This window comes from Stenotrophomonas sp. SXG-1 (genome assembly GCF_014083965.1).
Classification (GTDB): Bacteria; Pseudomonadota; Gammaproteobacteria; order Xanthomonadales; family Xanthomonadaceae; genus Stenotrophomonas; species Stenotrophomonas geniculata.
This window is the reverse complement of the sequence record NZ_CP046588.1, coordinates 1413537-1428204: the sequence shown is the minus strand read 5'-3', so window position 1 is coordinate 1428204 and position 14668 is coordinate 1413537. Positions and strand designations below refer to the sequence as shown.

The 14668-nt window shown below is 63.3% G+C and carries 14 protein-coding genes; 9 read left to right on the top strand and 5 right to left on the bottom strand.

Annotation, left to right across the window (positions count from 1 at the left end; all coding sequences use genetic code 11):
- The first annotated feature begins 9 nt into the window (after positions 1 to 9).
- The gene (locus GOC52_RS06505; RefSeq protein WP_005415831.1) at positions 10 to 303 is read left to right on the top strand and encodes a hypothetical protein; all 294 of its coding nucleotides are present in this window, start codon (positions 10 to 12) and stop codon (positions 301 to 303) included.
- 31 nt (positions 304 to 334) lie between these two features.
- On the opposite strand, the gene GOC52_RS06500 is transcribed toward GOC52_RS06505, so the two are convergent.
- Positions 335 to 1141: a DUF4349 domain-containing protein gene (locus GOC52_RS06500; RefSeq protein ID WP_224329386.1), complete on the bottom strand. Its 807-nt coding sequence runs from the start codon at positions 1139 to 1141 to the stop codon at positions 335 to 337.
- Between the two features lie 5 nt (positions 1142 to 1146).
- Positions 1147 to 1503: a GFA family protein gene (locus GOC52_RS06495; protein ID WP_019337620.1), complete on the bottom strand. Its 357-nt coding sequence runs from the start codon at positions 1501 to 1503 to the stop codon at positions 1147 to 1149.
- A 112-nt stretch (positions 1504 to 1615) separates the two neighbouring features.
- Here GOC52_RS06495 and GOC52_RS06490 point away from each other — a divergent pair, with 112 nt between their 5' ends.
- Positions 1616 to 3424 (top strand): DUF885 domain-containing protein, encoded by a 1809-nt coding sequence (locus tag GOC52_RS06490; protein ID WP_191850970.1) that lies wholly within the window; start codon positions 1616 to 1618, stop codon positions 3422 to 3424.
- A 516-nt stretch (positions 3425 to 3940) separates the two neighbouring features.
- Here GOC52_RS06490 and agp read toward each other — a convergent pair.
- Positions 3941 to 5110, bottom strand: a complete 1170-nt coding sequence (gene agp, locus GOC52_RS06485; protein ID WP_191851422.1) for a bifunctional glucose-1-phosphatase/inositol phosphatase — start codon at positions 5108 to 5110, stop codon at positions 3941 to 3943.
- A 602-nt stretch (positions 5111 to 5712) separates the two neighbouring features.
- Here agp and GOC52_RS06480 point away from each other — a divergent pair.
- The 4 genes from GOC52_RS06480 to GOC52_RS06465 all read left to right on the top strand — a co-directional run bounded on the left by GOC52_RS06480 (position 5713) and on the right by GOC52_RS06465 (position 8708).
- Positions 5713 to 5883: a hypothetical protein gene (locus GOC52_RS06480; protein WP_160314098.1), complete on the top strand. Its 171-nt coding sequence runs from the start codon at positions 5713 to 5715 to the stop codon at positions 5881 to 5883.
- A gap of 68 nt (positions 5884 to 5951) precedes the next feature.
- The gene (locus tag GOC52_RS06475; protein ID WP_143994084.1) at positions 5952 to 6674 is read left to right on the top strand and encodes a hypothetical protein; all 723 of its coding nucleotides are present in this window, start codon (positions 5952 to 5954) and stop codon (positions 6672 to 6674) included.
- Positions 6652 to 7629, top strand: a complete 978-nt coding sequence (locus GOC52_RS06470) for an LpxL/LpxP family acyltransferase (RefSeq protein ID WP_019337616.1) — start codon at positions 6652 to 6654, stop codon at positions 7627 to 7629. Before GOC52_RS06475 ends, GOC52_RS06470 begins: the two co-directional genes overlap by 23 nt.
- A 2-nt stretch (positions 7630 to 7631) precedes the next feature.
- Positions 7632 to 8708, top strand: coding sequence for a TraB/GumN family protein (locus GOC52_RS06465; RefSeq protein WP_049455661.1), 1077 nt, complete (start codon positions 7632 to 7634; stop codon positions 8706 to 8708).
- Between the two features lie 39 nt (positions 8709 to 8747).
- Here GOC52_RS06465 and smrA read toward each other — a convergent pair whose 3' ends face one another.
- Complete coding sequence (smrA, locus tag GOC52_RS06460; RefSeq protein WP_010486377.1) at positions 8748 to 10580, bottom strand: multidrug efflux ABC transporter SmrA; 1833 nt, start codon at positions 10578 to 10580, stop codon at positions 8748 to 8750.
- A gap of 172 nt (positions 10581 to 10752) precedes the next feature.
- Positions 10753 to 12312, bottom strand: coding sequence for a serine hydrolase (locus GOC52_RS06455; protein ID WP_191850968.1), 1560 nt, complete (start codon positions 12310 to 12312; stop codon positions 10753 to 10755).
- 110 nt (positions 12313 to 12422) lie between these two features.
- On the opposite strand from GOC52_RS06455, the gene GOC52_RS06450 reads away from it, so the two are divergent.
- The 3 genes from GOC52_RS06450 to GOC52_RS06440 are packed head-to-tail and all read left to right on the top strand — an operon-like array spanning position 12423 to position 14663.
- Positions 12423 to 12866: a VOC family protein gene (locus tag GOC52_RS06450; RefSeq protein WP_019337612.1), complete on the top strand. Its 444-nt coding sequence runs from the start codon at positions 12423 to 12425 to the stop codon at positions 12864 to 12866.
- Entirely contained in the window at positions 12863 to 13681 is an 819-nt protein-coding gene (locus tag GOC52_RS06445) for a DUF72 domain-containing protein (RefSeq protein ID WP_010486383.1), read from the top strand. The genes GOC52_RS06450 and GOC52_RS06445 overlap by 4 nt, the downstream gene beginning before the upstream one ends.
- Before the next feature lie 34 nt (positions 13682 to 13715).
- On the top strand, positions 13716 to 14663 hold the full coding sequence (locus GOC52_RS06440; protein ID WP_010486385.1) for a DMT family transporter: 948 nt from the start codon (positions 13716 to 13718) through the stop codon (positions 14661 to 14663).
- Positions 14664 to 14668 lie beyond the last annotated feature (5 nt).

The window sequence follows — 14668 nt, the reverse complement described above, 5'->3', positions numbered from 1 at the left end:
ACCTATGCCATGGCCATGCTGCGACTGCGCATCACCGGAACCGAAGACGACGCCCGCGCCATCAGCGACCTGCTGCTCGGCCTGGACGGCATCGAACATGTCGAGGAAACCGACGACCTGATGCCGCACATGGACGACGACGATTCCAGTTCGGCCGGGCTGTCCGATGACATCGGCCCGGGCATCCACGAGCTGGAAGTGGAAGTCGGCAATGAAAGCACCGCGCAGAAGGTGCGCGATGCGGTGCAGGAGCTGGCCCTGGAACTGGATGTGTTCGTCGAGTACGAGACCGACGAGGGCTGATGCCGGCAGGCTACCGGCATCAGCCTTCACCTCAGAGGTTGGGGGGTAGCTTGCGACGACGGCGACGCCACCACGCCCGCACACCCCAGGCCGCGATCAAGGCCAGCACCGCCACCGGCAGCAGCGCGGCAACCGCGCGGATCAGGAACGCCACGCTGGTGCTGAGGATGCTGCCCGACTCGCTCAGCGCCTCACCGATTTCGCTGCGGCTGCGTTGGCCCGAGGTGGTGTCGAAATGGATCGTCACCAGCTGGGTATCGATGCGCCGGCGTTGCTGCGCTGAATCCTTGTTGGCCTGTTCGACGCCGGCTTCGATCTCGGACAGGCGCGTGGTGATCGCCATCAGGTCCTCGATCTTCAGGTCCTTGCGGTCCTGGTAGGACAGCAGCCGCGCGTGTTCCTTCTCCAGCCGTGCCTTGGTCAGTGCCGTATCGGCCACCGCCTGAGCGAGGTCCTCGGCGCGCGTGTTGCGCGACTGCAGCGTGCCCCCCTCACCGGCCAACGCGATCAAGGGCTCAGTGCCCTTCGGCGCGATGCGTACCTTGACCTCGCCGCTGGGCTGCTCGCCACTGCGCTGGTCGACCTGCAGCACCGCACAATCGCCGAACTTCGCGCTCTGGCAGGCCTGCGCCACCTGCTGGATGCGGGGTGCGATCTGCGCCGCTTCCAGCTGCACCTGCACGTCGTGTTCGTAGGCGAGGAATGCGCCTTCCGGTGAAGCGACGGCAGCTTCGGCGGCACTGGCGCCCGCATCGGCCGCTGCATCGCCGTGTTTGGCGCAGGCTGCCAATGCAAGCAGCAGCACCGGCATCGCCGCCACGCGCGTCCACGCGCGCATCGGCCTCACAGTGCAGCTCCGTCATAGGAAGTCACCGCCAGCGTGCCCAGATCCACCTGCGGCACGCAGCGCACGTTCACCGCCACCATCGGCGTGCCGGTGCGCGGGTCGACCGCTTCGCTGTAGGGCGCGACACCGCACTCACGGCAATGGTGATGGTCGATGTGGGCCTTGTTGAAATGATAGGTGGCCACGTCCGCCGGATCGGTGGCCAACTGGAACGCCTCGCGCGGGGCAAACCACAGCAGGCTGCCGCGGCGGCGGCACATCGAGCAGTTGCAGTCGATGACGTCGCTGATCGGCGCCTCGGCCTGTACGGTGAATGCGATCCTGCCGCAATGGCAGCTTCCCTGGTATTCCATGTCCTGCGCTCCGCTGGAGGGTCCGTGTCTGCGCCCATGGTAATCCTATGGCACGGGGACAAAGCAGCCCCGGGGCCCTATGCTCGGGGTTTGACCCTGTACAGGAACGCCGATGCGCCCGCATCTTCTTGCCCTCGCCCTGGTCGCCGCCCTCGCCGGTTGCCAGCCGGCCGACGCCCCGACCAACGCTTCCACCCCGGCCACCAGCCAGCAGGCCGGTGACGCGGCGGTCGATGCCGCCTTCGCCGATCTGTCCAAGCGCGCCCTGGACACCTGGATGCAGCTGTCGCCGGTCAGCGCCACCCAGATCGGCGACCACCGCTACGACAGCGAACTGGACGACCTGAGCGCCGCCGGCCAGCAGAAGACCGTGGCGGCGTACAAGGCGCTGCTGGGCGAACTGGACAAGATCGAGGTAGCCAAGCTGGGCCGCGAGAACCAGGTGGACGCGGCGATCCTGCGCAACCAGCTGCAGTCGGAAATCTGGAACGCCGAAGTGCTGCAGTCCGGCAAGTGGGACCCGCAGCTGTACAACGGCATCGCCGGCAGCGCGATCTACGGCTTGATGGCGCGTGAATTCGCGCCGCTGCCGGAGCGCCTGAAGTCGGCCACCGCGCGCATGGAAAAGCTGCCGGCGATCTTCGCCCAGGCCCGCGAGAACCTGGATCCGGCCCGCGTGCCGAAGATCCATGCCGAGACCGTGGCCAAGCAGAACAAGGGCATCCTCAGCATCGTCGATACCTTCATCACGCCGCACATCGGTGAACTGCCGCAGGCCGACCAGCAGCGACTGCAGGCGGCCATCGACGGCCTGAAGAAGGCGGTGGACGAGCAGCAGACCTGGCTGGACAAGACCCTGGTGCCGAACGCAAAGGGCGATTTCCGCGTCGGTGCGGAAAAGTACGACCAGAAGCTGAAGTTCGCGCTGAGCTCGTCGCTGTCGCGCCAGGAGATCGGTGAGCGTGCACGTGCCGAACTCAAGCGCGTGCGCGAAGACATGTACGGCATCGCGCAGACCGTGCTGAAGGACAAGCCGGGTGCGCCGGAAATGCCGGCGCAGCCGACCGACGAGCAGCAGCAGAAGGCGATCGAGGCCGCGCTGGAACTGGCCTACGCCGACAAGCCGGCACGCGACAAGGTGGTCGACGATGCCAAGGCCGCACTGGAGCAGTCCACCGCGTTCGTGCGCGAGCACGACCTGATGACGCTGCCCGATGCGCCGGTGGACATCATCCTGATGCCGGAATTCCAGCGCGGCGTGGCCGTGGCCTACTGCGATTCACCGGGCCCGCTGGACAAGAACCTGAAGACCTTCTACGCCGTGTCGCCGATTCCGGACGACTGGAACGACAAGCAGGTCGACTCGTTCCTGCGTGAGTACAACTCGCGCATGATCCACCTGCTGAGCATCCACGAAGGCACCCCGGGCCATTACCTGGAAGGCTGGCATTCGGCCAAGTTCCCCTCCACCCTGCGTGCGGTACTGCGTTCAGGCCTGTTCGCCGAGGGCTGGGCGGTCTACACCGAGCGCATGATGCAGGAGCAGGGCTACCTCAACAACGACCCGCTGTTCCACCTGGTGCAGCTGAAGTTCTACCTGCGCACGATCTCCAACGCGATCCTCGACCAGGGCGTGCACGTGGACAACTGGGATCGCGAGAAGGCGATGCACCTGATGACCCACGATGCGTTCCAGCAGGAGAGCGAGGCAGCGGGCAAGTGGGTGCGTGCACAGCTGACCTCGGCGCAGCTACCGACCTACTTTGTCGGTGCGCAGGAACACTTCGACACCCGCAAGGCGATGCAGGACAAGCTGGGCGACAAGTTCAACCTCAAGGCCTACCACGACCAGATGCTGTCCTACGGCGCACCGCCGGTGCGTTTCGCCCGCCAGCTGATGCTGGACCAGCCGATCGAGTGATCGCGCCGGTGTGAGCTGAATGATAACGGCCCGGGGAAAAAACCCGGGCCGTTTTCTGTTCTGGCGGTGCGAACTGCCATCCTGGCGGTGCGAACTGCCATCCTGGTGGTGCGAACTGCCATCCTGGTGGGTGCGAACCTTGGTTCGCACCGCTTCTGCCGCCACTCAATCAGACGATGTGGATATACAGCTTCCTCGAGTCCAGTCTCAAATCGAGGAAGTACTCCACACCACACCCGCGGCAGGCAGCGGGACAATCCTCATCGCTCCCACGTTGGTTCTCCGAGGCATCAGCCACCACCGGATATCCACAATCAAAACACGTAAAGGCAATGTTGCTGCCATGGGGGTCGGCCCATATTTCATCTCCATCGCCGTCCATTACAAGAAAGTCCGTGATGTTCATGATTCACCGGGATCGCTTGGTTGATTGCTGGAGACTACTCGAATCCGAGCATAAGGGGCGCGAAGCTGCTTCCGTCTCATCACACTGCGACGCCACCATCCATCCCGGATTCAAGGTGAATGCAACAGGTTGTTGAACTGCGCTTCACTGCAACCCGACTGCGCGCAGCCCGGCAGCATCAGCTCCGCCCGGCCCGGCGGCTGTGCGTCGGTCAACGGGATCGCACCACGTAGCTGCTCGCGCGTGGGATAGACATACACCAACCGGTAACGCACTTCACCGGCCCCACGATCACGCCAGCGCTCGAACTGCAGCAGGCCGCCGATCGGCGTCTTCTCGTACTGCCCCGGCAGGCTGTAGTCCGTGATTCCCAACGCCACCAGCACCGAACCGATGTTGGAATCGTGGCCGACCAGCAGGCTCACCTTTGGCGATGCCGGGTCCTCGAACAACGCATTCACTCTTGCCAGCAGCGGAGCGGCCACATCGCGCGCCACTTCGGGCGTTCCGAACAGGATGTCCTGGTAGCGATTGCGGATCTGCGCCAGCGCCTGCCATTGCGCCTCGGTGGTCAACCGGCCCCAGCCTTCGCGGGGGACGCCACTGCCCTGGTAGTGCTCCATCAACAAGGCATCGACCAACCCGCTGGCCAGGGCCAGCGAACCGGACGCGCGTGGTTCCTTGCCCGGTTCCGCATTGAAGATCGTGTCGGCCAGCATCAGATGGCACTCGCTGTGCCCCGCACAGGCCGCCGACTGCGGGTAGCGGGTGATCTGCTCCACCACGGACAGTGCCGGTGCCAGTCCCGATGCGGCCAGCGCTCGCTGCATTGCCGACAGTGCGCGCTCGCGGAAGACCGTGTCTCTGTTGTGGATCACCGGATTGAACAACGGATCCATCGTGCCCAGCGCCATGCGCTGCTCGACTGCGACATGACAGCCCGGGAAGGCACCGGCAACGAAGAACTGCGCGGTGGCCTGGGTGCGCTGAAGGCTGTTGGCATGGGCGTGGAAGTCAGCCAGCTGCGGGCAACCCGAAGCCGGCAACAGCTGCGCCTGACGCAGCCACTGGCCCATGTAACGGCCCATGTAGACCTCCAGCACGCCGCCTTTGGTGGTGAGCTCGCCTGCGCCCACGTCCCAGCCTGGCCAGCGCTCCGGAGTGGCATTGGCCAGCGCGCCCGACGCCACCACCGGCGCGCGCAGGTTGTGGCGGCTGAGCAGGATGACCTGCTCAAGTGAGCCCTCACGTGTTCTGCTCACCTCGCCATTGTCCGCCATGGCTGGAACAGCGGTCACAAGGCTCGTCACCAGCGATAGGCAACGAAAGATACGGAAGTGCATCCGAGTCTTTGAGCACGATTGAACCTGCATCACTGCTCCTATAGTGCAGATAGAGTCTCGAGCCCATGTCTGCTGATCAACGGTCGGCACGGCAATGTCAAAACGGTGAACAGACCGTTCTCCGAGCTACCGAATGGGGATGGTAGCACCGTCAACCCATGACCTCCCCGACACGCGATGCAAACGCATCCAGTCGTGAAATATCCAGTGATCGCCTCCCACTCGAGGATGCTCCCTGAGTCACGTCCTCGTCTGATTGATACACGCGAGCGCCGAACCGATCCAGGATCTCGACGCCGCCCTGCGCTACATCCCCGGCCCCGACATTCAAGAGAAGCTCCACGCATCAGAACAAGCCACGGACACAACGCGCAGAGCAGCTTGCTCGACTACGAGACTGATGCAGAAATTAGAAGAGAAGTCCTACGCAACGAACCCGCTACCACTGACAGCAAGTAGCCATACGGACGGCGCATTCTTGATGCCGACCAAGGGATGTGCCCTGGTCATCAACACACACCTATAAAAGGAAATACGTCATGCACGCATCCGCAACCATTTCAGATCCAAGCGCCGTCGCCGCATGGATGAAATCATCCAGCGCAAATGCAAGATCCCTCGACGCAGTGTTTGAAACCGAGGCGGACGAAATCAAAGTAGCCGCATTCAGCAGTGACTGCTGCGGATCGAACAATTACGAAGAGCGCTGACAGACTCCGTTGATGGCACGCGGCGTGGATGCGTGTCATCAACACTATCAAACAGGATCAGAATCACGATGACTCGCAGTCATGACGGCATGAGCCGAATAGCACAAAGCCCAGAACAAAGCCGCATGCGATGCGATGGAACATTCCCCTTGCCAAACGACACATCATCATCGACCGCAATCATTGCCGCGACGACTCGATCCAATATTAATCGCGCTATCGAACTCCGCAGAAGGGGATTGATCACCGAGATAATTGGCACAGATCCCGCTTACTCGACAACGCCATCCGACGCGCTTCGCAAACTGGAGGGTGATGCGGGAATTCACACCATTATCGTGTTCAGTGACCAGCTTACATCCAGCCTTGACGCTCCTGTCTTGACATCCCACCACGGGCAGCAGCGCTACCTGCCTCTGGTGGAAGGAGTCCTCAACAGCATCCACGAATTTCAAATCATGACAGGCACATGCGATGACACGATCACATTGCCACCCTGCTCACCCATCACTTCCGTTCTGCGCACTATTTCGAACCATCTGGATTCCAACCAGAAGCTTGGAGGAGACTGGCTCGCGCAACCAGTTCAGACAAAGCGATGGCCTGCTACACGGCTAGCCGAGAGCAGATTCCGTCAGCGTGTCTTTCACTCAGCTCTGATGCACATGTACTGGAAGCATCCTGACTTCAATCCCAAGCATTTCGATTGGCTCCATGGACAACTCAAGAACCTCTACCGCGCATCGCAGCGAGCAAAGGAGGTCCAGGATGCACGAAAGTCAAGCACATGAGAGTCGTCAGCCTGCCCCGGAGGCCACCTTTCGGCACAGCGTCCAGACAGAGCAACAGCTTGGATTGACCCTTTCCGATAGGGAAAGGAAAGCCATCCTCTCCGCATGCGAAGTCAGCGGACTCGATATGGATTCCTACTACAGCTGGTATCAATCGAAAGCCTCCATCAGCTCCCAGTTGGCTGACCTTTGCCGCCCGTCACTGTTGGAGGCGGTCCACAGCATCGACCGTTCCGACTACTCCTCAATCGATGGAAAGCTCCCTGCCGACAGGGGAGTTGTGATCGCACTGCCGCATCACGGCCACTATATCCTGTCTGCGGTCCGTCTGATGGAGCACATTCGCCATCGGCGTGACATCTACATCTTCTATGGCGACCCAAAGAACCATGCAGGCAACGAATTGTTCGACGACCTGTACCACCGGCTCTTCAATCACGCCGGATGCCGCGCGAGCATCATCCACTCGAATGCCAGAGGGATAGGCATAGCGCTTCGCGCACTGAAAAATAGAGCTGCAGTCATCATGATGCCCGATGTCCACCGCTTTCGCGAAGAAACCTATTGCATTCCATTTTTGGGGCGCCCCTTGGACATCATGCTGGGAACCGCCGCAATGGCGCGCAAAACCGGAAGTTGCATATTGCCAGCCATCTCCGTCGTTGACCGGGATCTTCGAGCAACTATTACTTTCGGAGATGCCATCGAGCCTATACAGACGCGAGCATCGCTTCCATCTGAAGTAGCTGACTACTGGACGATGGCTGAAGTCTATCGTTTCCTTGAGCGTGCAATGGGACCTCAGGCCATCTATTGGCAGTACATCAGGCAACACTTCATGAAATCCTCCAAGTTCCCGATGTTCCACCCCGAAACAATCGATGAAGCTTGGCACATGTTCTCCAATGACCCGCGAACCAAGCCACACACGCGTTATACGGCATGCCTGGATTGAACATGGATAGATTTCATTCTCCTTCCATTACCTTGGCGGCCATCGCCCTGATGGCGATGGCGCCCATCAATGGATACGCAACGGATCAAGAGAATGCCGATGCAACTCATCTTCCTGCGATCCACGCGGTCCACTCAGCCCCCGGCCCGCGCATCTGGCAGTTCAGAAAAGGCTCTTCAACGCTGCTTGTACTGGGCACGATTCAACCCCTAAGAAAGAGCCTATCCATCGATACTCGCAGCGTTGAAGCAGCAATCTCGACGTCTGATGCAATTCTGAGCCCTCCGGGCGTGACCGTGGAGCACGATGGCGGGGTATTTCGCAGCCTCATTCTGTGGCCCGCCATCCGCAAGCTCAAGTTCCTTTCAGGTAGAAGAACGCTTCGTGACGAGCTCACCGAAGAAGAGTACACGCGATTGAGCGATCTCAAGATTCTCTATGGCCTGCATGACGCGAGCATTGAGAGGATGCGCCCAATGTACGCGGCTTGGAAAATTCATGATGCTGCACTGCAATTCAGTGGAGCCCGAGCCGGTGAGCCACTTTCTCGAGCCATTGACCGTATGGCCCGCGATCATGGGATCCCGATGATCAACGCCCGCTTCCCGATGCGGGTGAGAGGGGGCAGGGAAACTATCCAGAATTTTCACATTGACTCCGTGAAAGACCGCAAATGCTTCTCGGATGCCACATCAAGCCTGCGGCCCTGGCTCGATAACCTAGATGAGCTAGGTCATGCGTGGGCAGAGGGAGATATTGAATCGGGCGCGCTCCTGCATGCCCCTCCATCGCCCTCCCGGTGCTGGGCTCGTCTGACCAACGACGCGATCGCCACTACAATGAATATTGACCTTGATATCCAGAGACGAACTCACTGGGTTGCAGTGCTCCGCTCAACTACTTCGCGGCACAGTACGGTTTTCACCACTCTGCCCTTGGATGATCTTCTGCATTCAAGAGGCATGGCCGCGGTACTCGTGGACGAGGGATACATCCCCGATGCCAGGGTGTTCTTTGGCGATCAGCCGCGACCTCCAAACATCGGAGCAAGTGAAACCTCAAATCATCCGGACGGGTGACGATGTAACTTGGCACCTTGCAACGCGGTCACATCGAAGTCACTGATCGGCAGCCACAAAGCCACCAGTCTGCCGCGCCCACAAGCGCGCATACAGGCCACCGGCAGCAATCAGCTCGGCATGGGTGCCGGTCTCGACGATGCGGCCCTGGTCCATCACCACCAGCCGGTCCATGCGCGCGATGGTCGACAGCCGGTGCGCGATGGCGATCACCGTCTTGCCTCCCATCAACTGGTCCAGGCTGTCCTGGATCGCTGCTTCCACTTCCGAATCCAGCGCCGAAGTCGCTTCGTCCAGCACCAGGATCGGTGCATCCTTCAGCAGCACGCGGGCAATGGCGATGCGCTGGCGCTGGCCACCGGACAACTTCACGCCACGCTCGCCCACATGCGCGTCGTAGCCACGACGCCCCTGCCCGTCCACCAGCGTATCGATGAAGGCTTCGGCACGTGCTTTGGCTACGGCTGCACGCAGCTGCTCATCAGTCGCATCCGGGCGGCCGTACAGCAGGTTGTCGCGGATCGAGCGATGCAGCAGCGAGGTGTCCTGGGTAACCACGCCGATCTGCTGGCGCAGGCTTTCCTGCGTAACGTAGGCAATGTCCTGATCGTCGATCAGGATGCGGCCGCTTTCCAGGTCGTACAGGCGCAGCAGTACGTTGACCAGGGTCGACTTGCCGGCGCCGGACGGACCGACCAGGCCGATCTTCTCGCCCGGCTTCACCACCAGGTCGAGGCCTGCGATCACGCCGCCCTTCTTGCCGTAGTGGAAGTGGATGTCCTGGAAGTGCACGCCACCGCGGGTCACCTGCAACGGCACCGCGTCCTCGCGGTCCTGCACGGTCAGCGGCTGGGCAATGGTGGTGATGCCATCCTGCACCGTACCGATGTCCTCGAAGATGCCGTTGATGGTCCACATGATCCAGCCGGACATGTTGTGGATGCGGATCACCAGGCCGGTGGCCAGGGTGATCGCGCCGACGGTGATGTGGCCGCCATTCCACAGCCACAGCGCGAGACCGCAGGTACCGGCAATCAGGAAGCCGTTGACGATGGCGATGGTCAGGTCCATGCCGGTGGTGATGCGGGTCTGTGCGCGGTGCTTGACCGCCAGCTCCCGGATCGACTCGGCCACGTAGGCCTGCTCACGCCCGCCATGAGCGAACAGCTTCAGCGTGGGAATGTTGGTGTAGCCATCGACAATGCGGCCCATTGCCTTCGAACGTGCTTCCGAGGCAATCCATGCCCGTTCCTTCGCGCGCGGCACGAAGTAGACCATGATCACCACGTAGGCCAGCAGCCACAGGATCAGCGGCACCATCAGCCGCCAGTCGGCCTGCGCGAACAGGTACAGCGCGGTGCCGGTGTAGACCACGATGTACCAGAGGGAATCGACCATCTGCACCGCCGACTCGCGCAACGAGGTACCGGTCTGCATCACCCGGTTGGCCACGCTGCCAGCAAAGTCGTTCTGGAAGAAGCTCAGGCTCTGCCGCACCACGTAGTTGTGCATCAGCCAGCGCGAGCGGTTGCTCAGGCCGGGCACGATCGCCTGGTTCACCAGCAGGTTGTGCAGGCCGACCAGGATCGGCCGCGCGATGACCGTGATGAACAGCATCCAGCCCAGTTCATTGGCGTGGCGCTTGAAGAAGCCGGCACCCGGCTGCTCGGCGACCATGTCGACGATGCGGCCCAGGTAATCGAACATCGCCACTTCCACCAGCGCCAGCAGCAGGCCGGCGATCAGGGTCGCCAGCAGCACTGGCCACACCGGGCGCAGGTAGTGCAGGTAGAACGGCAGCACCTTGCGCGGCGGCATGCGCCCGTCCACGGGCGGGAACACCGGAATCAGGGATTCAAACCAACGGAACATTGCATTCCCTCGCCTCTTGCAAGCGGCGAAGTATCCCACGCCGGATGTGTACGCCAGCCGATGATGCCCCGGTTCTGGTAGCGCCGGGCCATGCCCGGCGATTCCCCTTGCAACCGCGCTGCGCGCTCGCCGGGCATGGCCCGGCGCTACCGATCATGTGGGCCGCATCGGGTTACGTTGCCGGGGTGAACAGCAGGTCCTGGAAATCGAAGCTGAAATCGGTCAGGTCGGAGATCGACTGCATGCGCACCTCGCGTGCCTTGCCGTCCGGGTCCAGGCTGAAGTTCACGAACGCGTCGGCGTTGAGCGAACGGTCGTCCCAGCGCACGATGAAGGTGTCGTGCTGCCAGTGCTCCAGGCGCCCGCTCAGCTGCGCGGTCTTCATGAAGCGCAGGCGCAGGCCCTTGCCCTCGGCACTGATCTGCATGTCGCCATACCAGCGGTCACGGAAGGTGCCGGTGTAGCCGGCCAGTGCCAGCGACGGCTTGCTGCCCTTGTCGCGCGCGCTCTGGTGCTTGGCCCAGGCTTCGTCGGCCTTGTCCTGGCCCTTGGCCACGGCCTTGGCATAGGCGTCCACCCAGTCGTGCTTCTCGCCGCCCAGATAGGCATCGAGCACGCTCAGGGTGATCGCATTGAACGCCGCGCCCACTTCCTGGTTGGTCAGCACCACCACGCCCAGCTTCTCGCCCGGCACCAGGGTCAGCCGCGAGACCATGCCCGGCCAGCCACCGGTGTGCCAGACCAGCTTCTGCCCACGGTAATCGCTCAGGCTCCAGCCTTCGCCATAGCCGGCGAAATTGGCTCGCGCCGGTGCCAGCTCCGGCACGCTCGGCGCCGGGATCGACTGCGGGGTGATCATCCGCCACATCTGCTGCTGGCTCTTTTCACTGAACAGCGGCGTGCCATCGGCCAGTTTGCCTTCGGCCAGCTGCACCTTCATCCAGCGCGCCATGTCATGCGCGCTGGAATAGATGCCACCGGCGCCGGCGTTGTTCGACCAGGTCAGCGGCGCAACGGTGCGCAGGTCCTTGAAATCGTACTTGGCGTGGCCGACCGCGGCCTTGTCGCCGGGCTTCAGGTGATCGGCGTTGTAGCGCGTGCCGGCCATGCCCACCTTGTCGAAGATGCGGGTCTGCAGGAACTGCTGGTAACTCATGCCAGAGACATGCTCGATCACCTGCTGGGCGACCGCGTACAGGATGTTGTCGTAGGCATAGCTTTCGCGGAAACCGCCCTTCAGCGGCACTCTGCCCAACCGCTCCACCACTTCGGCATTGCTGTAGGACGTGGTCGGCCAGAACAGCAGGTCACCAGCGCCCAGGCTCAGGCCACTGCGGTGGGACAGCAGGTCACGGATCGTCATCTGCCCGGTCACGAACGGGTCGGACATGCGGAACGACGGCAGGTGGTCGATCACCTTGTCGTCCATCTTCAGCTTGCCGTCCTCGGCCAACAGGTTCAGCGAGGTGGCGGTGAACGCCTTGGTGTTGGAAGCAATGGCGAACAGCGTATCGGCCTGCACCGGTTCCGGCTTGCCCTGCTCGCGCACGCCCCAGCCGCGCTCCAGCACCACCTCGCCATCCTTGACCACCGCCACGGCAATGCCGGGCACGTCGAACTGCGCGCGCACGCGCTCGACGGTCGCATCCAGGTCCTGCAGCTGCGCCGGGGTGGCAGCACTCGCCATGGTCGTGCACGCCAGCAGCACGGCTCCTCCAATCCAGGGTTTCATCCAGCACGATCTCCGAACAGGGGTGGCGGCCATGTGCAGGCCGTCACCGGGGTTTCGCGGGATGGTAACGTTCTGCGGCGCACCCTGCCCTGTGCCATAGGAGGGGTGTCATGGGCGGGAACGGCCAACCGAGCAACGGCTCCACCATCATTCCGTGCCTGCGCTATCGCGACGCGCAGGCCGCCATCGACTGGCTGCAGCGCGCCTTCGGCTTCCATGCCCAGGCTGTCTACGCCGATGGCGATACGGTGTTCCATGCGCAGCTGACCTTCGGCAGCGGCATGATCATGCTCGGCTCGGCCGACAGGGAAAGCGCCTGGAGCCAGCATGCCGCGATGCCGGACGAGGTGGGCGGCCGCCAGACCCAGAGTGCCTGCGTGATCGTCACCGATGCCGACGCCCATTACGCCCGGGCCAAGGCCGCAGGCGCCCGCATCGTCATCGACATCGCCGACCAGGACTACGGCGGCCGTGGCTATGCCTGCGCCGATCCGGAAGGCTACCTGTGGTGGTTCGGCAGCTACGATCCGTGGCGCGCGGACCACGACCAGTGACCGCCGCAGCGATCCGCTGCGGCATCGGCGGCTGGGTGTTTCCCGAATGGCGCGGCGGCGTTTTCTACCCCGTGGGCCTGCCGCAGCGTGAAGAACTGGCCCATGCCAGCCGGGCCCTGCGCTGCATCGAAATCAACGGCACCTTCTACCGCACGCCCACCGCAGCACAGTGCGCGCAGTGGGCCGCGCAGACGCCGGAAGGCTTCCGGTTTTCGATGAAGGCACCACGCTACCTGGTGCAGCGCCGCGACCTGTCCAGCACGGTGGAGGCAGCCGCGCCCTTCCTGCAGGCCGCACTCGCACTCGGCGACCGGCTGGGCCCCCTGCTGTGGCAGTTCGATCCGCGGCATCCGGCCGACGCCGAAGCGCTGGAACGGCTGATGGCGCAGCTGCCCAAGCAGCTGGGCGGCGTGCCGCTGCAGCACGCCCTGGAAGTCCGCAATGCCGAGGCGCATGGCCCGGCACTGGTTACCGCCGCACGCGCGCATGGCGTGGCCGTGGTGATCGAGGACAGCGACGAGGCGCCCCTGCACGGCGATGTCAGCGCCGGCTTCGTCTACGCACGGATCAAGCGCAGCCAGGCCCGCTTGAAGGAGGGCCTGCTGGCGCCCGTGCAGCAGCGCTGGGCCGAACGGGCCAGGCGCTGGTCGCGCGGCGAGCCGGTGGACGACCTGCCCTGCCTGGCAGGGCCCGCCCCTGAAAGCCCGCGCGAGGTCTACCTCCTGTGCATCGGCGCAGGCAAGGCGCGCAACCCGGCGGCAGCGATGGCGCTGCAGCGGCAGGTTGACCAGAGCAGTCATTCCACACGCGGGTAGCGCTGCGACGTTCGCCTTGCCTCACAATAGGCAGATGAGCACACCCGACACCCGCAAAGCGCTGTGGCAGATCCATTTCTGTGTCCTGCTGTGGGGCATCACCGCCATCCTCGGCAAGCTGATCACCCTGCCCGCATTGCCGCTGGTATGGTGGCGCATGCTGCTGGTGACGGCGATGCTGGCCCTGCTGCCACGGGTGTGGCGCGGGCTGCGTACCCTGCCCCTGCGGCTGGTGGCCGGCTACGCCGGCATCGGCGCGCTGGTCGCCCTGCACTGGCTGACGTTCTACGGCGCGGTGAAGCTGGCCAACGCCTCGGTGGCCGCCACCTGCATCGCGCTGGCGCCGGTGTTCACCTCGATCATCGAGCCATGGGTGGCCAAGCGGCCGTTCCAGCTGCGTGAACTGGCGTTCGGCCTGGCGGTGCTGCCGGGTGTTGCGCTGGTGGTTGGCGGCGTGCCCGATGGCATGCGCCTCGGTGTGTTGATCGGCGCGATCTCGGCGCTGCTGGTGGCAGTGTTCGGCTCGCTCAACAAGCGCATGGTCAGCCACGCGGATCCGCTCACGGTCACCGCACTGGAGCTGGGTGCGGGCACCCTCACCCTGACCCTGCTGGCACCGCTGATGCCCTACCTGCTGCCGGCGCTGGCCAGCCCGCTGTGGGTGGTTCCGGACCTGCACGACGGCATCCTGCTGCTGGTACTGGCCGGCTTCTGCACGCTGCTGCCGTTCGCCCTGGCCCTGGTCGCGCTGCGCCACCTGAGCGCCTACACGGTGCAGCTGGTGACCAACCTGGAACCGGTCTATGCGGTGGTGCTGGCGGTGGTGCTGCTGCGCGAGCAGCACGAGGTCACCCCGTGGTTCTACCTGGGCGTGGCGATCATCGTCGGCGCGGTGTTCCTGCATCCGCTGCTGAACCGCCGCAAGCCGGTGCAGCATCCGGAAATCCTTGGCACGGCCGAGGCACGCAACATCGCCGATTGAGCGCG

Excerpts from the sequence above, each read along its gene's own strand:
- GOC52_RS06505 (WP_005415831.1), top strand. The coding sequence starts at position 10 with ATGGCCATGCTGCGACTGCGCATCACCGGAACCGAAGACGACGCCCGC.
- GOC52_RS06500 (WP_224329386.1), bottom strand. The coding sequence starts at position 1,141 with ATGCGCGCGTGGACGCGCGTGGCGGCGATGCCGGTGCTGCTGCTTGCA.
- GOC52_RS06495 (WP_019337620.1), bottom strand. The coding sequence starts at position 1,503 with ATGGAATACCAGGGAAGCTGCCATTGCGGCAGGATCGCATTCACCGTA.
- GOC52_RS06490 (WP_191850970.1), top strand. The coding sequence starts at position 1,616 with ATGCGCCCGCATCTTCTTGCCCTCGCCCTGGTCGCCGCCCTCGCCGGT.
- agp (WP_191851422.1), bottom strand. The coding sequence starts at position 5,110 with ATGGCGGACAATGGCGAGGTGAGCAGAACACGTGAGGGCTCACTTGAG.
- GOC52_RS06480 (WP_160314098.1), top strand. The coding sequence starts at position 5,713 with ATGCACGCATCCGCAACCATTTCAGATCCAAGCGCCGTCGCCGCATGG.
- GOC52_RS06475 (WP_143994084.1), top strand. The coding sequence starts at position 5,952 with ATGACTCGCAGTCATGACGGCATGAGCCGAATAGCACAAAGCCCAGAA.
- GOC52_RS06470 (WP_019337616.1), top strand. The coding sequence starts at position 6,652 with ATGCACGAAAGTCAAGCACATGAGAGTCGTCAGCCTGCCCCGGAGGCC.
- GOC52_RS06465 (WP_049455661.1), top strand. The coding sequence starts at position 7,632 with ATGGATAGATTTCATTCTCCTTCCATTACCTTGGCGGCCATCGCCCTG.
- smrA (WP_010486377.1), bottom strand. The coding sequence starts at position 10,580 with ATGTTCCGTTGGTTTGAATCCCTGATTCCGGTGTTCCCGCCCGTGGAC.
- GOC52_RS06455 (WP_191850968.1), bottom strand. The coding sequence starts at position 12,312 with ATGAAACCCTGGATTGGAGGAGCCGTGCTGCTGGCGTGCACGACCATG.
- GOC52_RS06450 (WP_019337612.1), top strand. The coding sequence starts at position 12,423 with ATGGGCGGGAACGGCCAACCGAGCAACGGCTCCACCATCATTCCGTGC.
- GOC52_RS06440 (WP_010486385.1), top strand. The coding sequence starts at position 13,716 with ATGAGCACACCCGACACCCGCAAAGCGCTGTGGCAGATCCATTTCTGT.